This window comes from Paenibacillus cellulositrophicus, assembly GCF_009363095.1.
Classification (GTDB): domain Bacteria; phylum Bacillota; class Bacilli; order Paenibacillales; family Paenibacillaceae; genus Paenibacillus_AQ; species Paenibacillus_AQ favisporus.
Genome location: NZ_CP045295.1, coordinates 3478834 through 3501467 on the forward strand (window position 1 = coordinate 3478834; position 22634 = coordinate 3501467).

Here is a 22634-nt window from a genome sequence, read left to right on the forward strand (position 1 = left end):
TTAGCATACTAAATCTTGAAAGGGAGATGCAAAATTTTTTGCGTACGCAAACAGCCCCGCTCCAGCTGAAACTGAAACGGGGACTGCCTTCATATCTCCTCTATGTGTCTGTACGGACTGCTCAACTTAAGATTGAGCCGCCGCTTCAAGCTCCTTGATCTGCGCCTTGTATTGAACGAGCAGCTTGGCGAGCGCGTCCTTGATGGCCGCCTCGTCCTTGGACTCCACGGCGTCATGCAAAGCGATGTGAGCCTTCATAAACGCAATGGCGGACTCGCTTGCTTCCTTGCTGACGGCAATGCTCACAGTTTTGGAATGCTCTGAGTCGCCTGCCGCCGCCGGCTCAGTCTTAGCCGCCTCCACCTTCAGGTCCCCCAGCTTGGAGATGATGACCTTGGCAGGTCCGAGCGCCTTGGCCTCATCCACAGGTTTGGCTTGTTCCGCCGCTTCGGATTTCACCAGCTCCTTGATCTGGCCCAATACCTCAGCTTTGTCCAATTCCAGGATCTGGCCTGGCACCTCGGCTTTATCGAACACCTTGATCTGACCCGGCACATCGGCCAGCTCCAGATCCTTTGCCCGACCCAGCACCTCGGCCGCCTTGTCCTTCAGCTTATCCAGGATTTCAATCCGGATCTTCTCCCCCGGAATTGCCGCTGCCGGCTGAAGCGTCTCCGTAACCGGAGAAGCTTCACCCGCTTTTACTTTCGCTGCATCTTCCACCGGAACCGCTTTGATTACGCTGAAGAAGCGTTGGCCTTCTCCCGCCACCTTTTTGAACTGCTCCAATGTCTGCTTCCAGTCCTCTACGGTGTCCGGCGCATATTTTTGGGCCAGCTCGAGCGGATCTGCTATGGCGGATTTCATAACCACTCCCTTGATTGCCGGTATCGCAGCTACCTTGGCTGGAACATCGGAAGGAACCTGGGGCTGTTCACTCGCGTCTGCATTTGTTACGGCCGGAGCCGCTACGGCGGACATGAGCAGCGCAGAGGCGACCGTCTTTTTAAACCATGCGTTTCGAATCATTGATTCAGCACTCCTTTAATTCGGATATGGTGTTACATGTCCCAGTCTACGGAACGATTGTGGCAGCCCGCGGGAGAAATTATGGAAAAACAATGGCAGAGCTCCATACGCAGGCGCCCGCTTGATATACTGGAGATGAATTTTCAATCCGGGAGGTACATGGGATGAACAACAGTTACGTCATCGCCGTGGTCGATGATGATGAACATATAAGGGATCTTGTCGAGGCGTATTTACAAAAAGAAAACTACCGCACGGTCGGCCTCGGCAGCGCGGAAGAGGCCTGGGCTCTGTGGCGGACGTCACCGCCGGACATGTGGGTCCTGGATATCATGCTTCCGGGCATGGACGGCTACGAATTTTGCCGGCGGATCCGGCAGGAGGCGGAAGTGCCGATCATCATGATCTCGGCCAAAGACAACGAGGTCGATAAAATATTGGGCCTGGAGCTGGGCAGCGACGATTACCTCGTCAAGCCATTCAGCCCCCGCGAGCTCGTCGCGCGTATCAGACGGCAGCTCCAGCGCTGGTACAAGCTGAGCGGATCCGGCGATGCCGCAGCGGGCCTGTCCCATCCGGCCCGGATCGAAACGGGCGGGCTGCAGCTGATCCCCGACGAACGGCGCGTATTCTGGCACGGGGAGGAAGTGGACATGACCAGCAAGGAGTTCGCAATGCTGCAGGTGCTGGCCGAGCATCCGAACCGCGCCTTCACGCGGGACGAGCTGCTGACCCGGGTCTGGGGCGACGACTATTTCGGCAGCGACCGGGCGGTCGATCATTTGATCAAACGGATGCGCAAAAAGCTGGAGCATGTGCCGATCGAAGCCATTTGGGGACATGGCTACCGGCTAAGAAATGAGGGAGGCGACGTTCACGATGAAGCTCGTGCATCAGATTAATTTAGCCTTCGGGATCGCTCTCTTGCTGGTCCTGTCCGTTACGGCGGTGGTGATCCATTTTGTCCTGCTGGACCATCTGATCGGCTCCCAGAAGGAGGACCTGAAAGCCATGGGAGCCGTCATGTCCGCCAAACTGCGGGTCGACAGCATTCAAACCGTTGCCACGGATTGGTCCTCAACAGTGCCTGCTTTGCCGGTTAAAATGGCGGAAACCAGCGGAGTTGCGGCCATTTTCACGGATATCCAGGGGAAAAGCATGCCTGTAACCGCCCCGAATCCCGCCATGAAGATCGCCGAGGCCGTGAAGGGCGTCTCCGGCGAGCAGGCTTTCAAGGACATTGTAGAGGGGACGGACAAAAGGTTTATCACGTCCGTAAGCATCATGCCCCAGGGGACCCTTACCCTGCTCACGCCGGTGAGCCGGGTCAAGTCGATTGAACAAGCGCTGCTGAAACGGCTGCTGATCATTTTTGGCGTCGGAGGCGCGTTCATGGTCGCGTTCAGCTTGTTTATTACAAAGAAGCTGATCCGGCCGCTCATGAGCCTGCAGGAGGAGCTGATCAAAGTCAAGGAGCGCCGGTTTTCTGAGGTCCGCTTCGTCAGAGCCGGGGGCGAGATCGGCTCCGTGGCGGAGTCCGTGTATGACATGGCCGGGGAGCTGGACCGGTTTAACCATGTGCAGAAGCAGTTTTTCCAAAACGCGTCGCATGAGCTGAAAACCCCGCTGATGTCCATCGCGGGTTATGCGGAAGGCATTCGTGACGGGGTATTTGAAGGTGAGCGCATCCGCAAAGGCCTCGATATCATCATCAGCGAAAGCGGCAGGCTCAAGAAGCTGGTGACGGAGATGACCCTGCTCGCAAAACTGGATAGCGAAGAAGACGTATTCCGCAAAAACGCCGTGTGCCTGCAGGAACTGATCACAGAGGCGTCGGAACGCATGAATCCGCTGCTGGTCAAAAAAGGGATCCGGCTGAAGATCGATTACGCCCCGCCGTCCGGGCCGTTCGAGGTCGTTGCCGACCGGGACAAGCTGCTTCAGGCGCTGCTGAATATCATGTCCAACGCTGCCCGCTATGCCGTTGAGCAAATGAATGTACATGCCAAGGTCGTGGAGGGTCGGATCGAAATGACCATCAGCGACGACGGGCCCGGCATTCCGGATGAGCTTCTCCCTTTTCTTTTCCACCGGTTCGTAAAGGGCAAGGACGGAGAGTCCGGCCTGGGGCTGGCGATCTCGCGGGCGATTGTGGAGCGTTGCGGCGGGATCATTGCCGCAGGCAACCGGCAGGAAGGAGGGGCTGTGATTTCGATGAGCTTTCCGGCAGCTCCAACGGCTACAGGGTCCAATACAAAAATGCCCCCTGGAAACGGACCCGGTAAACCTTAAGGTTCATCCAAAATCCATTCCAAGGGGCCATCGGGATCGAATCATTTGAACCAGCCCTTCTCTTTAAAGCGCGTGATGGCTTCCACCCGATTCGTGACTTGAAGCTTATCCAGAATAACGGAAATGTAGTTCCGGACCGTTCCTTGCGTGATATCCAATTGACTGGAGATTTCCTTGGTGTTCTTGCCATCGGCAATGAGGCCGAGCACGTCCTTTTCCCGTGGGGTAAGCGGGTTCTCCTGACCGGAAGCATCGTCCACGAGCTCTGTCGCATAAATCCGTCTGCCCGCCATGATACTCCGAATGGAACTTGCCAATTCTTCGCTGGGGCTGTCTTTTAACAAATATCCATATGCCCCGGCCTTAATGGCCCGCTCGAAATAGCCAAACCGTGCAAAGGTCGTCAGAATCATCACCTTGCAGCCGCTTCCTTTCAGTTCCTCGGCCGCTTCGAGTCCGCTCTTCCCCGGCATTTCGATATCCATGATACAAATATCCGGCTTCAGCTGCTGAACCAGCTTCACGGCATCCTCGCCGTTGCTCGCTTGGCCCACAACCTGCATATCCTTTTCCAAATTGACCAGCGAGGCAAGCGCGCCCCGCACCATTCGTTGGTCCTCGGCTATAACGATTCGGATCATATGATGACCTCCTTATCCGGGTGTTTAACGGCGTTCGGCACTTTAATGATCACCTTCGTGCCCGGATCGATGCCCGAGGCGATTTCCATGCTGCCGTTTACGAACTCCAGCCGTTCTTTCATCCCGCGCAGACCGCTTCCTCTGACCAGGACCGGGTCCACTTGGATTCCAATCCCGTTGTCGATGATCTTCATCGTCAGCTCAGTTGCAGACGACTCGATGACGATCGAGCAGACGGTGGCGCCGCTGTGTTTGACCACATTCGTCACCGCTTCTTTCAGGCACATGCTCAGCACATTTTCAACCAGAAGCGAGGTATTGCTGAGTATCGGGTCTCCTGCCATGACAAATTCAATCTCGGCCGCCTTAAGGATCTGCTTGATGCGGAACATCTCATCTTCGAGGCGCGTGCCGCGCATCTGCGTGACCATGTCCCGCACTTCTTTCAAAGCATTTCTTGCCGTCTGACGCACATCGTTGATCTCGGACTGCGCTTGAGCCGGGTCTGTGCTGATTAATCTGCCGGCCAGATCACTCTTCAGCCCGATAAGGGACAGCTTCTGACCGAGCGTATCATGAAGGTCACGGGCAATCCTTTGACGTTCCTCCAGCTTCACCAATTCGGAAATCCGCTTATTCGCATCCTCCAGCTGTACCTCAAGCTTCCCTCGTTTGTTCCGATAATATGTGGTGACAGGCAGCAGAATCACCGCGATCAGACTGATCAGAACGAACGGAATTTGGGTAATCATGACGGGATCCTGCGTCACATATTCATAATTCACCGTAACCATTGTCGTAACGAGGTGAATCGTATACAGCGTAACGAATCCAACCCGGTGATGAATATTTCCGATAAAGAACGCAACGAAGAGCGCGAAATAGACATATCCGAAGATCAGCGTCATGGCCAAGGATATCAGAATCTGAATGGACGTCCAAAAATACAACCACCAGCCCTTGGATACAAACGACAGCACATAGCAGCCGAAGAACGCCAGAATCATCAGGGTGCCAAACACCACATGAACCGTGGACGAAGAACGAAATATGAAGTAAAAAGGGAAAATATAAAAGATGACCCATACATAAGGACTCAGTCCTGTGCTCCTGTGGAAAATTTGGTACCATTTCTGCAAGGCCGCTGCCCCCCGACGTGCGAACGATAGTTTTTCCTTGTAGTTTATCATAAACGCCGGATAACAGCGCTATTCCCCTTGTATGCTTGCTCTGCTTGCTTTGATCGGTTTAGCTCCACGCTCGGTTTGCCGCCGACTAAGTTTGATCTGCTTAAAGCTGACAAATGTTTTGTTCTCCTCATCCCACAGCCGGAATTTAAGAGAGGCCAAGCTCGTCGCGAGCGTAATTGTCGTAGCCTTCTGAAGCGGCGGCGTCGCATTATGCGCCTTCTCCAAATTGTAATTGGGCACCTTCGGGCTCAAATGGTGAACATGATGGAAACCGATATTGCCTGTGATCCACTGCAGCACCTTGGGCAGCTTGTAGTACGAGCTTCCTTCCACCGCAGCTTTTACGTAGCTCCATTCGTCCTCATTTTCAAAGTAGGAATCTTCAAACTGGTGCTGCACGTAAAACAGCCAAATACCCAGCATCCCGGATACGAATAAAATCGGAAGCTGTACCATCAGGAACGCCTCCCAGCCTACCGCCCAGCACATCACTGCATACAAACCAACAATCGCTGCATTCGTCACATGAGTGTTGATGCGCTCCTTCCGCTTCGCTCCTTTACGGTTAAAACGGTACGATATGACAAACACGAAGATCGGCCCGAGTCCGAGCATAACAACCGGGTGGCGATAGAAGCGGTAAGCCAGCCTCCTCGTCCATGACGCCGCGGCATATTCATCCACGGTCATCACCCACATATCGCCGATCCCCCGTTTATCCAGGTTGCTGCTCGTGGCATGATGAATGGAGTGCTCGTTCTTCCACTGCTGGTACGGAACAAGCGTCAGAATCCCCGTAATCATACCGATGATTTCATTGGCCCGCCGATTCTGAAAGAAAGAATAGTGACAGCAGTCGTGAAAAATAATAAAGGTCCGAATGGCGAATCCGGAAGCAATAAGGGTTATAGGAATCGTTATCCAATACGATACGGATAAGCTTAAATATGCGGCGTACCAGAGTAATAACAGAGGTCCTAGGGTTGTCACAACCTGTATGATGCTCGATTTCGTATTGCTTTTCTCATAGGGGGCCATTTCTTTTTTTAGATTGGTGACCTTGGTTTGTGTTTTCATCTGTCTTCCTCCCTGAATGAAGCATGCCGTCATACTCGGGGCTTCCGAGGACGTCTTCTAGCCTAAGTATAGAAAACCAGACCTTCACCGAGTAGTCATGAACATCAGGTAGGGAGTATGACAAACGTCATATACGGGGGCGTGAGAGACAAGCGAATAGGCACCTTAGCGAGGCTCGGAAATAATACACCTTCTCTTTCGAAGAAACAACCCATAGGCGGGTGTCATCACGGGCTCCATGTGAATAGGTTATAGTATTAAATTCAAATATGGAGGTTCCCCATGATTACGAATGGACATCCGTACGGGCCGTGCTGGCAGCCATGCGTGGACCCGTATGCTTATGCTTACAACCAGCGATCCTCTTATCCATACGCCCTTCCCTATACGTGGCCCCAGTACGTCTATCCGGTTCCCTACCGCACGTACTATGCATACGACACGATCGGGCAGCTTAACTCCTATCCTTATCCGTTTGCCCCCATTGCTCCGCAGCCGTTCTCCTATGATTGGAACCGTGTTGAACCTACGCCCCAAGGCTACAAATTCAAGATTAACCCTACTACCGAGAAAACAGAGCTCGCAAAGCCCGAGAATACGGCAGTCAAACCTGAGGCCGCAAAGGAAGCTCCTGTGAAAAGTGAAGCGGCAAAAAGCGAGCCCGTCAAGGAAAAGGCCAAGAAAGAGGAGCCAGTGAAAAGCGAAGCCGTAAAGGGTGAGCACAAAGCCGAATCCACAAAAGGAATTCAGATGAACACCTCCATGGAAGTCGGGGGAAAACATGGCGTTGGAGTTAGCGCCAGCGGCCAGATGGACAGCACCGGCGTCAGCACCCAAGCCGGCACGCATGTCGGCGGCGAATCTTACGGACTTGGCATGCAAGGTGAGGCTGGAGTAAGCGGCAGCCACGGCCTCAGCTTCGATACCGGCGCCCAACTGGGCGGCAAATATGGCTTGGGCGTCCATGCCGACGGTCATGTCGGCATCAAGCAGGGGATCGGCTTGAATACGGAAGCCCAGCTTGGCGGAGACCACGGCGTCGGCGCCTATGTGAACAGCCAGGTTGGTGGCGGGCAGGGGGCCGGCGTCAGCGCAGGTGCCCATGTGGGCGGCGATCACGGACTCGGGGCACATGCCGGAGCGCAAGTTGGCGGCGGTAAAGGCGTCAGCTTTAAGGTCGGCGGCAACGTCGGCAGCCATGACGGTGAGCTCGGCCTGAACTTTGGAGGCTCCGACAAGAAAAAATCCTAACGTTTTGCGAGTATAGCGGGAGGCCCATGGGCCTTACCGCTTTTTTTATGTGGGGTCCGGTCCTTCGCTGCCTGGTCCGGAAATGTTTTTTTCGAGCGGCACGCTGTTCACGTATCCTTAGGCCCGCTTGAATCGTTATTCTGGTAGGGAGATGTATCTTCGCATCCCATTCGCTATGAACTGACTATAAAGGAGGTGTTCCCTTGATCATTGAACATGGTGTAATCATGCTGGAACTGCAGATTGACGGATTTGGCGGCCCCCAAACGTTACACCCTACGCTTGTTTGGGACGGACAAGACGCGGTGCTGATCGATACCGGTACGCCCGGCCAGTGGGGGCAGATCCGGAACGAAATGGAGCGGCACGGCGTTCCGGCAGAGCAACTGCGGGCAATATTGCTGACCCACCAGGATATCGATCATATCGGCAGCCTGCCGGAGATTCTGGAGGAAGCCGGATTCAGCATCAACGTATACGCTCACCCGTTGGAGAAGCCGTATATCGAAGGCGAGCTCCCACTAATGAAGGCCACAATGGAGCACATGGCCTGGCAGCTGGAAAGCTTGCCGGAAGGTGAGCGCACGCAGATCGTCTCCTTCCTGATCGCCAACCTGCCTAAGGGCAGGGTCGATCACACGCTGGAAGACGGAAAGGTGCTGCCCTATTGCGGAGGAATCGAGGTGATCTATACACCGGGACATACGCCGGGACACCTCAGTCTGTATCTGCACCGGAGCCAAACGCTGGTTGCCGGGGATGCGATGTTCAGCGTTAACGGCAAGCTGATGGGACCCCACGGCCCTTCCACGCCGGATATGGACGCGGCGGTACATTCGCTGCAGAGGTATCTGAATTACGAGATCGAGAACGTCATTTGTTATCATGGCGGATTCGCCCGCGGCGCCATTCGGGCTCAACTTGAAGCGCTGGTGGATATGGACTGAGCCCCAGCGGCTGGAACAAAAAAGCTGCCGGGATATTCCCGGCAGCTGCCTCTGCATATTCTATAGTGTTTATACGATCAGATGAGGCCTGACTTCTCCAGCAAACGCTGAAGGATCTCGGCCGTTTCCGCTCGGGTGATCTCTTTTTTCGGCTGCAGCTGAGCGCCAAAGCCGTTCAAGAGCTCGTTCTGAGCCGCTTCGGCCACGGCCTGAGCCGCCCAGCCCGACACAGCCTGGCTGTCTGTAAATGCGGACAATGCTTGGCTTAAGCCTTCCTGATCGGCACCGGATTTCAGGCGGGCCAGCTTACCGGCCCGGTTGAACATGACCAGCGCCTCCTCGCGGGTGATCGTATGGCCGGGACGGAACGTGCCGTCGCTGTAACCGTTCACGATACCGTATCTTTGGGCGAGCGTGACGGCCTCCGTATACCAGTCGCCCGGCTTCACATCGGCATAACTGCTTGATTGGCCTCCGCCGGCAAGCCCTAACGCACGGACCAGAATGGCCGCGAATTCTGCGCGGGTCACCGTACGGTCAGGAGTGAATCGGCCATCCCCCGTTCCCTGCAGAATCAAGCGGGACGCGAGGTTTTGTACGACCTCTTGGATATGCCCGCTCACATCGCTGAAGCTTGTGCTGTAGCCAACCAGGGCGAACGTACCGCCGGTTACGCTGCTCACGACCGCACTGCGGCTGCCGTTCTCTCCGGTCAACCGGGTAGGCACCGGATGCACGGTTCCGTTCTCGTCCAGCATGACCCCCGTGGACACCATACCTTCACCTGCTGCCGGAATCGGCAGGATGTGCTGCACATAAGTGTTGTACGGGCTAACGTTCAAGGTTTGACCCTGGAACGAAGCGGCAATCCGGAAATCGACCGGCCCGGTCACCAGCTGCAGCCCCATCTTTTGGGCGGCTGCCTGCAGCTGTGCTGCCTTTGCCGCTTCATACCCGGCGATGGTGATCTGGACGTTCATGCCCGTAACATCACCTGAAGCTTGGAAGAGCCGGGTCAGTCTTGACGTGCCGATCTCAGAAACCGGAATCTGATAACTTCCGTTTGCGGTTTGGATCACCAGCTGACTGGCGCCGTTTTCCAGAGCCCTCAGCGATTCTGCTGTCAGCCCCACCGTCGTTGTATTTGCCGCCTGCATGACCTGAATGGTGACGGATTGTCCCGGCCCGGCCTGGCTCAGCATGGCCTGCAGCTTCGACGAATCAAGGACCGCCGTTACGGACGTCTGCCCGTTATTGGTAGAAGTCGTCGTTTGAAGCACACCATCGTAAGTCTTACCGTTCACCACGATCGGCGCAGGAACGCTGGCAGCCGAATTTCCCGAAGACGCTGGCGTGGTTGAGCCGCCAGTGCTGCCGCCGCCGTTATTCGATCCGCCGCTGCCGCCCGAGCTATTGTTGCCACCGTTACTTCCACCGCCGTTAGATCCGCCGTTATTGCCGGAGCCATGATCCCCTCCGCCACCTGAACCGCCGTCTCCGCCGGAGCCGTTATCTCCTCCGCCGCTGTTTCCGTTATCGCCACCGCCTCCCGGAGGAGTTACCGGCGCCCATACCGCATAGAGCGTTATATTTTCCGAACCGACCGAAATGGTGTCGCCTTCCTTATACAGCGTACCGCTTCCGTCCGAATGCCGGCTCCACCCGGCAAAATCGTACCCATCCTTCTTAAGGCCGCCGGCGTTCCCCTGAACGGTTACGCTATCCTCAGTACCATAAGCTTGTTCGTCTACTGGGACTTCGCCTTCTGTGCTGCCATTACCGTTGTAGGTCACTGTGTATTGGCCATGACCGGGATCGGAGGGATTCTCGTCCGAGACCGTTACCGGACTGAAGCGGATCGCCTGGTTGCTTTCGATCATAGACATGCGATGCGAATAGAGGAGGTAATTTAGGGACAAGCCCTGAGCGGCTTGAATGCCGATTGTTGAAGCCTCGCCGTCATCGTATTCGCCGTTTTCTATCGTGATGTTCGGATACTGATATTGGACATCCCCATTTTCGAATAGAATCGCCTGGAACGTAATCGGGGCATCGGCGTTATAAAAATACATATTGTTCCATTGGACGATAAACTTTCGGTCCCCTTCCTCCCCGATCGTTTTCGTCAGGATTTTGGAACCGGGATCGTTAGGATTCAGTCTCAGACCGGATACATAGGCCTGCAGAGCAGGCGGTGCATCTACATCTGGATAATTCTCTGGACCCGGAGTGGAATAATTGTCAAAATAAATTCCTCCGTTGATATCGATCCAGATCTGGCCATGCTTCTCTCCATAAAACGGAAATTCGAACGGAAGTTCGGCCTCCTTGGACGTATTGTAGGTTTGCCCGCCGAAATCGACCGCCTGTCCATCGTCCGCATTCAAGCTGTCGTCCATCCCATTCAGTTGTTCTACCGTGTACGGGACAAGAGGATCAGCGTCTACTTCAAAGTAAGTATGGATCTGGTTGCCCTCGAGCAGCGTTTTACTTGGGAAACGGTTCACCCCGGTAACCGGCTTCACCAGAGCTGATCCATAAGGGTCACCATCAACTGAGGCTTCCACAAGGTAGGGTCCGCCCTTCGGCAGGCTTACCTTATAATGGACCATGTGTGTTTCTTCATCGTATTTAAACCCTTCATCGCCTTCGCCTACGGAGGTCCCGAGGCTGTCTCCGCTCGCCACCAGCACTCTCAGGTCGTCCACCGATCCGGGTGCAACAGGGATATCCCCTTCCACGGTCGCCATTGGGCTCCACATATAATCGACGCTGTCCACAATCTCTTCGCTGTTTTCATTGCCGGGAGCCGCCGCCACACTTGTGCAATCCCCTTGAGGTACATCGGAGCTAATCGATTCGATACCGATTCCAGGCAAACCTTCGGGCTCCCTGGAGTTCCCGGAAATTGGATCGCCTTGCCCCGCATCTCCGGTTTCACTTCCGCCGGTGCCGCCAGAGGTCTCAGGGGATGCTCCCTCCCCTTCCGAACCGCTGCCATTCATTTTAATCGTCTCCACCCGGAACGTAATTGGATGCGGGTCATCCAGATCCACGTGCGGAATCCATTGATTTTCGTACGGATTAATGGAAATGACGAAAGGCTCATTCGGCGGGTTCTCGCTGGTCTCCTCGTGCAAAAGGTCTTCCTGATCGTTATAGGAGCTAACCCTCAGCTTGTATCCCTCGCCATAATCGTTGTCGCTAACGTAAAAAACAAACGGGTCCTCCTGCGGCTCCACTGCAATTTCGGCAAATGCCGCCACCGGGTACAGCTGCTGCAGGCCGAACATAAGCACGGCTCCCAGACTTAGCTTTTTTAATCGGTGCATTTCCTATCTCTCCTTGCTCTTTCAGATATGAAAATTGTCCCAACCCCAAGCCGGCATGAGTCTTTCCGTCTAGGTCTTTTGAATCGGGATCAAAAAGGCATCCCTATCGTAGCAAGGCAAACAGGCACCAACAATTAACGAAAGTTAACTGGGCCGCCAAAATTCGATATTTTTTTCTGTCCGGTCGTACCCCCATTCTAAAAACTATCCATTTCCGTAACCCGTACCATTAAACAGACGCCAAAAAGGCATTCCATGGCGCCGATATTCAGCCTCAAGGAATGCCTTTGATTAAGAAGCATATAGGTGAGAAAAACAGAGGAGTACAAAAAAAGTCCGCTCAATGACAGCCGGTTGCCGAACGATGCCATGCATCCGATTACAGCAACGCCGGAATGAAACGCAGCCTCTTTTGCAGCCTAAGAGCTAGCCAATCAATCCACCGCTATCATCGCGGCTATGATACGCGACTATTCCTGCTGGAGCCCCTTCATAAACTGCACGATCTTGTCGTTCAGGCCAGGGAGACCTTCGTGGCCGAAATCCGGATAGATTTCAAGCTTCACAGGCGACTTCATTTTGTTAATGGCGGCGAACTGGGTCGATGGCGGGCAGATCGTGTCCATCAGTCCTACGCCAACCATGACGTCAGCCTCAATGCGCGAAGCCAGGTTCTGAATGTCAATATAGCCAAGCTTGTTGAAAATTTCGTCCTCGCGCTGATGCTGCGGGTCGAACTTGCGGAAATAGGTACGGAGTTCCTCGTACGCATGAACGCTGAGATCCATCTCCCATACCCGCTTATAATCGCTCAGGAACGGATATACCGGGGCCGCCTTCTTGATTCTCGGCTCCAGCGCGGCGCACGCAATCGTCAGTGCTCCGCCCTGCGACCAGCCCGTCGCCCCCACGCGGTCTGCGTCGACCTCCGGAAAGCCCATCACGATCGCCGCCAGCTGTGCGGTGTCCAGGAACACGTCACGGAAAAGCAGCTTGTGCGGGTCCTTGTCGCTTAGGCCGCGGATAATATGTCCATGGTGCGTGTTGCCGACCACACCGCCTTTATCCTCGGACAAGCCGCCTTGACCGCGGACGTCCAGCGACGCGATGGAGAAACCCATCGCCGGGTAGACCATTTTATCCATCCAATCCCCGCTGTCTCCCGTATAACCGTGAAATTGCAGCACGGCCGGGTGAGGCTGGGCAGCCCCTTTTGGCCTGGCGTACTTGGCATGAATTCTCGCGCCGTTCACCCCGGTGAAATACAGCGAAAAGCATTCGGCAAACGGCACTTCAAAATCCGCTGGAACGAGTTCCACCTGCGGATCAACAGCCCGCATTTCTTCCAGTGCCTGCGACCAGTATGTATCAAAATCATCCGGCTTCGGATTTCTTCCTTCATACTGCTTCAACTGGGACAGCGGCATATCTACGAGTGGCACAATCATCAACCTTTCTTTGTTTACAAAGTCAATTTAGTCATTTTTAATCTTACTTACATTCGCCCGTTACCGTTTTATTTCCTGCCCGTGCCTGCAACCAATAAGAAGCTATCCTCGACAAGGTTTGCCAACCCATCCTTAACAAGTTTTTTCCATTGCGCTCGCCTTGCTCACTCAACTACCTTACCATTTTTCTCATAACCCCGATAAGGTGAAAAAAAGCAGCAGCTGTGCTACAATACTTGGGTTATAGTTGCAGGTGGCAATTCATTTAGGGGGTACACGACTCGTCATGCTTATTATTGGTATCGCCGGCGGCACTGGCTCCGGCAAAACGACGGTGGCCCGTTCGGTCATCGATCGTCTCGGTTCGGGAAAGGTCACCTTCATTTCCCAAGACAATTATTACAAGGACAACCCTCATCTTAGCCTGGCGGAACGGGAGCTGATCAACTATGATCATCCGTTCGCCTTTGATAATGAACTACTTATCGAGCATTTGAGCCAGTTAAAAGAAGGCCAAACCGCTTACGCGCCGGTGTACGACTTTACGGTTCACGCCCGCTCCTCGGTTGACAAGGTGGAGCTGACGCCGAACAATATCGTCATCATCGAAGGCCTTCACGTCCTCTCGGACGAGAAGCTGCGCGAGATGCTCGACATCAAGGTGTTCGTCGACACCGACCCGGACGTCCGCATTCTGCGCCGCGTCCTGCGCGACATTGAGGAACGCGGACGCAGCATCCAGTCGATTCACCAGCAGTACCTGGCGACGGTAAAGCCGATGCATGAGGCCTTTATCGAACCGTCCAAAAAATACGCCGACCTCATCATTCCCGAAGGCGGGGAAAACGAAGTCGGCATTCAGCTGCTGTCGATTCTGACGGAGAAGTTCCTGACGGGCGACCGGAACTGGTCGGACATCTAAACTCGGCTTGAGCGGTTTATAGAACCGTTGATTCCCAGCGGGCAGTGAACAATAAACCGGACAAGCCAATACAGCCCTTCGCAATCGTGTGCGAAGGGCTGTTTTCTATGCACGAAAGGATCATATTTATGCCGAAAAATCGAAGCCTTAGCCTCTCCGCACAACCCGTAGCCGTGCCCTCTAATCCGCCGCCCTATTTCCGGGTCAGCTCCCGGATCAGCCGGAAAGCCGACCTGAAGCGCGGCCGTCTCAGATGCTCATGGACATAGCCGTAATGGGTCAGTTCCACGCCCGCATCCTTCAAGCCGTACGCAAAGTCGTCATCAAAGGGCAGCCGGAACTCCCACACCCGCTTCTCCCACTGCGGAATGTTGGCCAGCATCCACGCATCCTCCGCACCGGGATGAATGTAGGTCTCTGATACCCCTTCCGGCAGGGCGTACAGCTTGGCGATGATCGACCGTTTGAAGCGGTCATACGTTTCCCCTTCCACCAATCCGAAGGGATGGGACAGCAGATAATCGGGGATTGGCACCCCGAAGGTGTCCGCCAACGCCGCTGCTTTGGCTACTGGGCGTTCAATGCCGCTCAGCGAACGAAGGAGCGGGTCATCGGGGTGGATGTAGCGGAAAAAGCGGGAAGGCAGGCCCCAGCGTGAAATTTTCCAAAAGGTCTGGGGCAGCAGGCTGCGCCCCGTCTCCATGCCGTACAGGCTGCCCATGTGGTTGTCGACATGGCTGATTCGGATGCCGGCCTGCTTGACCCGTTCGTACTGGGCGTCGATCTCTTTCACGACGGCGCTCGTCTCTGCGCCCAGCTCAAATTCCCTGACCGTCCGGTACTGCTTGCCTTCAGCGTCATGCAGCGACGGGTGCCCGGTCAGACTGCTCCAGCGCAGGGCGTCGAACTCGCTCGTCAGGGTCAGGTGCAGCCCCACATTAGGCTGCTGCCGGCGCGTGGCCCAGTCGGCCGCCTCTTCAAAACCGGGCGCCACCGCCATGATCGTCGCCGAGGAGACCTTGCCCTCCTCGAGCAGATGCATGATGGCCCGGTTCATCGCCGGGCTCTGCCCGAAATCGTCACAGTTGATGATGAGCCTCTTGGCCATGCTTCACCTCTCCTTTCCCCGTCATATGAAAATCAAACCGGGCCATAAAGGATATCACAACCGATATGACCAATAAGCATAACGGCACGACACTGATCAGGTAACGAAACGTCGCTTCCGGATTCGATCCCGGATTGTCACCGCTTTCATAACCAAAGATCAGGCCGACCACGTAAAAAGCCAGCGCCGAAATCAGCCCGCTTGACCGGGTAATGAACCCGCTGACTGCCGTATAAATGCCCTCGCGCCGCCGTCCGGTCCGCTCCGCATCCTCGTCGATAATACGTCCGCTGACCATCGCCGGCGTGACGAGGAAACCGGCCAAACCAAAACCGACCGCAATGCCGGCCGCCACGCCGCTCACCAGGTTGTAACCGAACCAGAGCGGAATGACCGACAGACCGTACAAGATCAGCGACAGCCGCCAGGCTTTCGCCGTCCATCCGCCGGACGATCCAGTACCATACGCCCACGAGTGGAATGACGGACACAAACACGGCCGCCAGCAGAATCGACACCTGGCCCTCCGAAATCCGCAGCACGTATTTGGCGTAGAACGGGATCATGGAGCTGACCAGTCCGTTCACGGTCTGGGCAAACGAGTTGGAAATGTTGAAGACCCAAAACTTCTTGTTGCTCAGTGTTTCCTTAAAGGCGGCTGCCAGCTTCATCGGCTCCGGCCTGCCAGGGTCTCGCTGCTCCCGCACGCTAAGCATGCAGATGAGCATGCAGATGCCGAACACGAAAGCATACACGATCGCCATGTTGGAGAAGTTGATCGCCGCGTAAATGATAGGCGTCAGGGCAGTGGCGATGAGAAGAGCCAGCACCTGATAGCCCTGCTGGATGGCGGAGGCTTTGGCCCGGATCCGGTCGCCGCGGAACAGCTCGGGAAACAGCGCCCCGTAGTTGACCCACAGAACGGTCGCCACCGCCTCATACAGCACCAGCGTCACCAGAAACCAGGTGAACAGCCCGTTTTGCGATAATCCTCCCGGCGGGGAGAAGACCAACACGAAGGTAAGCATAAACAGCGGAATGGAGGCAAACACCCACGGCCTGCGCCGGCCGTAGCGCGTCTCGGTCCGGTCCGACCAATAGCCGAACAGCGGATTGTTCACCGCATCCCAGATCAGGAAAATGGTTCTGGCGAGCGTGGCGAGCCCGACGCCGAGTCCCAGCTTTTCCACGTAAAAATAGCTGTAAAACGAACTGAATGCCTGACTCGGAACCATCATCGCAAACATCCCCAGCGCAAAGGCGTACGGCGAATTTACCCATCGGCGCGCCATGTGTATTCCTCCCCTACGAGAATAGGCTTCTTGGCCTAAGGCCTTACTGAAATACTATTCAACAAATGGATGATTTTACCTTTGTGATTCAGCGAAAAACCATTTTTTAACCAACCCTCCGGATGTTAAAGCGTTCTATATCATAAGCTATAATTTGGATCAGCAGGTCATCCTAAGCTTTGTCGCCATGCAGTTCACCTATGACAAGCAAAAAGACAATTATCTACCAGGAGGGATACCAATGGCATTGGTCGTCGGAGCGATCATCGTACTCGCTGCGTTAAGCTTAGCCTTTGAGCTCAGCAGGGGGAAATCGGCGAAAAGAAAATACATGGTGTGGGGAATCACGACGATGCTGCCGATCGCATTTGTATTTTCGTGGCTCGTTGCGTTGATATACGGGGACTGGATCGCCCATGACGGGTTCGCTGCCATCGGCCTCATGATGCTCCTGATTCCGCTGTTCTTTTTGACCGGGGTGATTCTTTTGCTGGTCGGTCTCTTTACGAAGGAGAAGCTAAGCTAGATAACAAGCTGTGATCCTTCCTCATTCGGATACATTCGCAATAAGTACAATTGCCAAGACATCCCGTACTAAAACAAAAATACTCCGGCTCTACGTGGTAGAGTCGGAGTGCGATGAACAACTATACATTTTCTACAAACATCAATCTCGGCCACCCAGCGCAGCCATCCCCCGCCGGTCTACCCCACCGCCTCGGCCTTCTTGGACATGTTGCGCTGCGCGGTGATGAGGTTGTAGTAGATCCCTCTTTTAGCCACAAGCTCGGCGTGCGTGCCGATTTCGGCAATCTCGCCCTTGTCGAGGACGATCAGCCGGTCGGCATGCCGCAGCGTAGACAGGCGATGCGCGATCGCCAGCGTCGTCCGGTTGCGCGTGACCCGCTGCAGCGCCTCCTGGATGGCGCTCTCCGTATCGATATCGAGCGAGGCCGTCGCCTCGTCGAGGATCAGGATCCGCGGGTCGTTCAGCACCGCCCGGGCAATCGCCAGCCGCTGCCTCTCTCCGCCGGACAGGTTGCCGCCGTTCTCCTCCAGGCGTGTATCATAGCCGTCCGGCAGGCGCAGGATAAAATCATGCGCATTGGCGATCCTCGCCGCCTCAAGCACTTCCTCGTACGTCGCTTCCGGCTTCGAGTACCGGATATTGTCCAGGATCGTGCCGCTGAACAGAAATGTCTCCTGCAGCACGACGCCGATCTGCGAGCGCAGATGCGCCTGCTCGATCCGGCGGATGTCCACTCCGTCGATGAGGATCTCGCCTTCATTTACGTCATAGAACCGGGAGACGAGGTTGATCAGCGTCGACTTCCCTGACCCGGAATGTCCAACCAGACCGATCATTTCCCCCGGCTTGATCTCCACATTAATTTCTTTCAGCACCGGCTCATACGATTTGTAGCCGAATATCACATTCCGGAACGTAATCGTTCCCTGAATCGAATGCTTGACGGACGCCTCGGAATCCATCACTTCCGGCTGCTCATCGATCACCGAGAAGATGCGGTCCACTGAAATAATGGCATTGGACAGCCATCTCGGCATAAACATCAGCCACGCGATCGGACCGTATATCATCCCGGCGTAGCCGCTGAATTGCACCAGCTCCCCAAGGGACATCTGCTTGCCGAGAATCATATTGCACCCGATGAGGAGCACGAGATACTGCCCCATTTGGATTAAATAGTTCGAGATCGGCGACAGGATACTGAATACTTTCTCGGTCTGGATAGTCGCCGCAGCAAACTCGGCATTGTACTGTTTGAACCGCTTCACCTCGCGCTCCTCCTTGCCGAACGCCTTGACGACGCGGATCCCGCTTAGCACGTCATGCAGGAAGGAGTTCGCCTTGTCGTACACCCTCCACTGCTTGCGGAACAGCTTCCACAGCACGCCTTTCCAAATATACCGCTGGATGTAGGCGACGAGCGGCGCCGGCAGCAGCACAACGCAAGCCAGGCGCCAATCGGCTGAGAAGAGCAGCACGCTCGCGGACACGAGAATAATGAGCTGAAAGACAGCCGTCGTAAATAGCTCCTGAACCAGATTGCGGATCCGGTCCGTATCCGAGGTGACCCGGTTCATGATGTCCCCGGCCCGCTGCGTGGTCAGAAATCCGAGGGACAAGCTCTGAATCCGCTCATAGACCAGCTTGCGCAAGTCGGCCGCGATTTGCGAGCTGACCCCCGCCATGATCCGCCCTTTGATGATCCCGAGCCCCTCTCCGCCGACAAGGACGAAGAGCAGGCCGAGAATGGCCCAGATGAACACGGGAACGCTCGGTGATTGGCCGGGAGGGGGCTGCAGCGAGGAATTCACCAGCAGCTTTTGAAAGTAAGGGCCGGCCATCGATATGGCGGATGCAGCTAATGTCACTGCAAGCCCGATCGCGAAGGTTTTTTTGTGATTCATCGCCACCGAGACCAGCCGCTTGAAAGCAGCTGCCTTGTTCATGCACTTCGGGCACACCCTCGTTCCGGGAATGAGCGAACCGCCGCAGCTGGCGCAGACGGGCTCCTCTTCATCGTTGTAAATGCGGATTGTCCGCTGCCTGGACATATCGTTTAGAATTTGGGCGATATAACCGTACCTTGCTGCGTGCTTCATGGACAGCCTCGTAAGAATAAATTTGGTGCCGGCCTCGTCCCCTTCCAGCACGGCGCTACCGATCAGCGGCACCACCTTGTATTCCTTCGCGTCAGTAATCAGACGGCTGTCGACCACACGGCCCTCCAGCAGCAGGGCCCATTTCTGCTCTCCAATTACGAAATAACCTTCCGTCCGCTGCCCGCCCAGCGTCAAATCGACAGGCACGCAGTAACGGATATGCTCCCCCACAGCCTGCGAGACGGCCTCCAGCTCGCGCTCCGGCAGTGTAAAATTAAGGTTCATGAATACCTCCGTCCTTGTATCGACAGGCGTCGAAGTTCAACCTACATGCATACCTCAACCATCTTGTATTCCTTGTCGCTCAGTCGGTCCAGATGCGGGATGATAAACCGGTTGCCGTCCACATCCACGATCAGCAGCCGGCTTGCGGTCATCAGCTTGACGCTCCCGCCGCCGCCGCGAACCGTAAAGCGGCAGTACCCCGATGTGGTTTCCGCATCCCAATACGAATATCCGAACTCCTCTTTGACGGAGAGAACCTTCGAGATTTCAGGGGCAAAATACCGCAGCTCCACCTGCTCCTCCAGCATCCGCTGCGTTTCCTCCGGGAACTCGTCCAGGGAGCGAATCATCCCGATCTCCTCATTCTCGACGGTTCGAATCGATAGATAGATCCGCTTATTCGTATGCGGAAAAGAGCAGTGCACGTACACTCCGACGTGCTCCTTGCCCCCCGCCTTCACGTTCAGCATATGGCCTTCCGTCAGGGTAAACTCCGTATCGTCCGGGGACAAATAGCGGATTTGCGCCGCCTCCGCGAGGCCAGGGCTGCTCCCGCCGTCCTCGGGCCTTAGAATCTCGCTAACACTTACATCCTTAAGCGTCATGCCGTAATCACCTCATTCATCTTCAGCGCCTCGTCATGCTTTTTGACCAGGTCGTAGTAAGCCCCTTCCTTCACCAGCAGCTGTTCATGCGTCCCTTCCTCCACAATCTTGCCTTGCTCCAGCACAACTAGATAGTCGGCGTTTCTTAGCGTGGACAAGCGGTGCGCAATCGCAATCGTCGTTCTTCCCTTGATCAGCGTATCGAGCGCCTCCTGGATTTGCAGCTCGGTCTTCGTATCGAGCGAGGCGGTAGCCTCATCCAGAATCAGTATTTTCGGATTGTGCAAAATGGCCCGGGCAATGCTGAGCCGCTGCTTCTCGCCCCCGGACAGGTTATGCCCCCCGGTCCCGACAATGGTATCGTAGCCGTCCGGCAGCTTCTCGATGAAGTCGTGTGCGCCGGCCACTTTGGCAGCGTGAATCAGGTCGGCCAAGGTGCAGTCCGGATCGGCATAGGCGATATTTTCCGCGATGCTTCCGGACATGACATAGACGTCCTGGGATACGATGCCGATATGCGTCCGAAGGGACGCCATGGACACATCCTTGATCGGGATGCCGTCGATCCGGATCTCTCCTTCATTGACGTCATACAGCCTCGGAATCAGGTTAACCAGCGTCGATTTCCCGGCCCCCGAGTGCCCGACGACGCCGATCATTTGACCGGGCCTTGCATGCAGCGACACCCCTTTCAGGATCGCCTTGTTCGGCTCGTAGCCGAAGGTGACGTTCGATATGCGGATTTCGCCCTGCATTTCCGTAAGCTGCATCGCGTTTGGCTTTTCCACTACGTCGGGCACCGCATCATGGATTTCAAAAATCCGCTGCGCCGCGGACATACAGTAGGACCACCAGTTCATAATATTGTTCATAAACTGGATCGGACCGTACAGCAGGAGCATGTAGTTCATGAAGGTCATGACTTTACCGAACGTAAAATCCCCCTGCATGACCTTCCAGCCGCCAAAGGCCCAAATAAGAATGCCGCCGATTTGCGTCAGAATGTTCAATACGGGAAACAAGGTTACGCCCATTTTGTTAAAAGACTGCTCCGCATCGGAAAAAGCCCCGCTGGCCCGCTGGAAACGGGCATTCTCCATCTGCTCCATCCCGAACGCCTTCACCACCCGCGTGCCGCGGATCGTGTCGCTGATGATGGCATTCATCGCGCTGACCCGCTTATGCCGCCTGATGGACAGCCTCCACAGTTTGGGAAATACTTTGCGGACGAGCAGGAACACGAAGGGGAGAGGAAGCAGGCACAGCAGGGTCAGCTTCCAATCCATGATCAGCAGCACGGTGACGATTCCGATGATATTCATGGCGTTGACCACGAAATACGAAATGCCGTCAACGAAAAAATACTGCAGTTCGGTCGCATCATTGTTGATGCGGGTCATCAGCTGCCCCGTCTGCTTCTTCTCAAAGAAGCTTAAGGAAAGCCTCTGCATGGCGTGAAACACGCTCGATTTCAGGTCAAAGGCGATATTCGCCGCCATCTTGGCGTTGATGACGCCGAAGATGACCCCAAACAACAGCGAGAGCGTCCGGAAAACGATAATAAGTGCGATGACTAGCCCGATTTGGCCTGCGAACGTGCCTTTGCCGCCCAGTGCCTGGTCGAACAGCAGGGTTCCCTGAAAATAAGGGATAACCAGCCCCGCCGCCGAGTTCAGCAGCATAAACAGCACGATCCAGAACATCGAGACTTTGTACTTGCCCGCAAAGGACAGCAGCCTGCCGAAGACGGCGTGCTTCTTCATGCATTTGGGGCAAACTTGGCGCCCCTCTTCGGGGTAGATCATGCCGCATTTCGGGCATGTGGCCCGCTCCTGGTCGTCCCGCAGCTCTTCCGGACCGAGCTCTTCGCTTTTCTTCAGCTTCTCGAAAATTTTGGCCAGCCTGGCTGCGCTCCGCATGCCGCCATTCGTGAACGCGGCAACGGCCCTCTCCTCTGGTGCCTTGATGACGACCATGCCGGAGGCTACCAGATTGACGATGCTCAGCGATTCGATGTCCCGAATCTTCAGCGCTTCCAGTTCCCAGTGGGCCTCTTTTTCCGGAGAAAGCCCTTTCAACGGGGTGTTTGCCGCATACCCGCTGTATGTCTTCTCCCGCGCTGGCGCCTGGTCATGGGACAAGATCAAGAGCTCCTCACGGGTCAAAAGTACATACGTATCCCTGAACCCGTTCTCCAGGGCCCGGTCGCACAGCAGCCAGCAGAGCACGCTTTCACTTGCCACGCCGTGCTGCGCCAGTGCGTTCATGATTGCCTTTGGAAGTGTATCCATGAGTCCTCCAAATTCTGTTGTCTTTTCAGTCGTCTTATTAGGTACGAAATATCATACACCGTTTGCCTCTCCCAAGAAAGGGAAAATTTACTTATCACAAAAATTTTACACACTGAACTTTGGGCAACACCAGCTCCCATCGGTTTACACGATTGCTAAATTCCCCATACTAGCGGGAGTTTGCACCGGTTTTGATCCAGATCCTTTAGCGTAGGCCTATTGAGCACATCCATTTCTAATAAGCTAAAAAGGCCCCCCTCCGCCGCGGCCCGGCAGGAAGGAAGCCTTTTTATCCT

At 55.2% G+C, this 22634-nt stretch carries 16 protein-coding genes and 1 pseudogene; 6 read left to right on the forward strand and 11 right to left on the reverse strand.

Translation table 11 applies throughout. The features are described 5' to 3' along the window. Positions 1 to 126: 126 nt before the first annotated feature. Positions 127 to 1029: a hypothetical protein gene (locus GCU45_RS15530; protein ID WP_152399575.1), complete on the reverse strand. Its 903-nt coding sequence runs from the start codon at positions 1027 to 1029 to the stop codon at positions 127 to 129. Positions 1030 to 1193: 164 nt separating this feature from the next. Here GCU45_RS15530 and GCU45_RS15535 point away from each other — a divergent pair, with 164 nt between their 5' ends. Further along, entirely contained in the window at positions 1194 to 1931 is a 738-nt protein-coding gene (locus GCU45_RS15535) for a response regulator transcription factor (protein ID WP_152399576.1), read from the forward strand. Continuing rightward, entirely contained in the window at positions 1909 to 3321 is a 1413-nt protein-coding gene (locus tag GCU45_RS15540; RefSeq protein ID WP_152399577.1) for a sensor histidine kinase, read from the forward strand. Before GCU45_RS15535 ends, GCU45_RS15540 begins: the two co-directional genes overlap by 23 nt. A 41-nt stretch (positions 3322 to 3362) precedes the next feature. On the opposite strand, the gene GCU45_RS15545 is transcribed toward GCU45_RS15540, so the two are convergent. The 3 genes from GCU45_RS15545 to GCU45_RS15555 all read right to left on the reverse strand — a co-directional run bounded on the left by GCU45_RS15545 (position 3363) and on the right by GCU45_RS15555 (position 6229). Further along, a complete protein-coding gene (locus tag GCU45_RS15545) occupies positions 3363 to 3962 on the reverse strand; it encodes a response regulator transcription factor (protein WP_116233021.1) in 600 nt (199 codons plus the stop codon). After that, positions 3959 to 5101 (reverse strand): sensor histidine kinase, encoded by a 1143-nt coding sequence (locus tag GCU45_RS15550; protein WP_152399578.1) that lies wholly within the window; start codon positions 5099 to 5101, stop codon positions 3959 to 3961. Before GCU45_RS15550 ends, GCU45_RS15545 begins: the two co-directional genes overlap by 4 nt. A 69-nt stretch (positions 5102 to 5170) precedes the next feature. Further along, positions 5171 to 6229 carry a Delta(5) desaturase DesA gene (locus tag GCU45_RS15555; RefSeq protein WP_152399579.1) on the reverse strand — a complete coding sequence of 353 codons (1059 nt, stop codon included), beginning with the start codon at positions 6227 to 6229 and terminating at the stop codon, positions 5171 to 5173. Between the two features lie 282 nt (positions 6230 to 6511). Between GCU45_RS15555 and GCU45_RS15560 the strand changes: the two genes are divergently transcribed. Together GCU45_RS15560 and GCU45_RS15565 are read left to right on the forward strand one after the other, a co-directional pair. Beyond that, positions 6512 to 7480 carry a hypothetical protein gene (locus tag GCU45_RS15560; RefSeq protein ID WP_152399580.1) on the forward strand — a complete coding sequence of 323 codons (969 nt, stop codon included), beginning with the start codon at positions 6512 to 6514 and terminating at the stop codon, positions 7478 to 7480. A gap of 203 nt (positions 7481 to 7683) precedes the next feature. Continuing rightward, positions 7684 to 8427 (forward strand): MBL fold metallo-hydrolase, encoded by a 744-nt coding sequence (locus tag GCU45_RS15565; RefSeq protein WP_425281193.1) that lies wholly within the window; start codon positions 7684 to 7686, stop codon positions 8425 to 8427. 77 nt (positions 8428 to 8504) lie between these two features. Here the strand turns inward: GCU45_RS15565 and GCU45_RS15570 are convergent, their stop codons facing one another. Both GCU45_RS15570 and GCU45_RS15575 read right to left on the reverse strand, forming a co-directional pair. After that, positions 8505 to 11759: an S-layer homology domain-containing protein gene (locus tag GCU45_RS15570; RefSeq protein WP_152399581.1), complete on the reverse strand. Its 3255-nt coding sequence runs from the start codon at positions 11757 to 11759 to the stop codon at positions 8505 to 8507. Between the two features lie 470 nt (positions 11760 to 12229). Next, positions 12230 to 13201 (reverse strand): acetylxylan esterase, encoded by a 972-nt coding sequence (locus tag GCU45_RS15575; RefSeq protein ID WP_152399582.1) that lies wholly within the window; start codon positions 13199 to 13201, stop codon positions 12230 to 12232. 292 nt (positions 13202 to 13493) lie between these two features. Between GCU45_RS15575 and udk the strand changes: the two genes are divergently transcribed. Continuing rightward, positions 13494 to 14129, forward strand: coding sequence for a uridine kinase (udk, locus tag GCU45_RS15580; protein ID WP_089549327.1), 636 nt, complete (start codon positions 13494 to 13496; stop codon positions 14127 to 14129). Between the two features lie 193 nt (positions 14130 to 14322). Here udk and GCU45_RS15585 read toward each other — a convergent pair whose 3' ends face one another. Then, positions 14323 to 15237 (reverse strand): polysaccharide deacetylase family protein, encoded by a 915-nt coding sequence (locus GCU45_RS15585; RefSeq protein WP_152399583.1) that lies wholly within the window; start codon positions 15235 to 15237, stop codon positions 14323 to 14325. Further along, positions 15209 to 16529 (reverse strand): annotated as a pseudogene (locus GCU45_RS15590) (MFS transporter). The gene GCU45_RS15585 and the pseudogene GCU45_RS15590 overlap by 29 nt, the downstream one beginning before the upstream one ends. 241 nt (positions 16530 to 16770) lie before the next feature. Between GCU45_RS15590 and GCU45_RS15595 the strand changes: the two are divergent. Next, entirely contained in the window at positions 16771 to 17055 is a 285-nt protein-coding gene (locus tag GCU45_RS15595; RefSeq protein ID WP_152399584.1) for a hypothetical protein, read from the forward strand. A 179-nt stretch (positions 17056 to 17234) separates the two neighbouring features. Here GCU45_RS15595 and GCU45_RS15600 read toward each other — a convergent pair whose 3' ends face one another. From GCU45_RS15600 to GCU45_RS15610, 3 genes are read right to left on the reverse strand one after another with little or no spacing between them, the layout of a single operon-like run. Continuing rightward, complete coding sequence (locus GCU45_RS15600) at positions 17235 to 19442, reverse strand: ABC transporter ATP-binding protein (RefSeq protein ID WP_152399585.1); 2208 nt, start codon at positions 19440 to 19442, stop codon at positions 17235 to 17237. 41 nt (positions 19443 to 19483) lie between these two features. Continuing rightward, the gene (locus GCU45_RS15605; RefSeq protein WP_152399586.1) at positions 19484 to 20047 is read right to left on the reverse strand and encodes a DUF1854 domain-containing protein; all 564 of its coding nucleotides are present in this window, start codon (positions 20045 to 20047) and stop codon (positions 19484 to 19486) included. After that, positions 20044 to 22338: an ABC transporter ATP-binding protein gene (locus GCU45_RS15610; protein ID WP_152399587.1), complete on the reverse strand. Its 2295-nt coding sequence runs from the start codon at positions 22336 to 22338 to the stop codon at positions 20044 to 20046. The genes GCU45_RS15605 and GCU45_RS15610 overlap by 4 nt, the downstream gene beginning before the upstream one ends. Positions 22339 to 22634 lie beyond the last annotated feature (296 nt).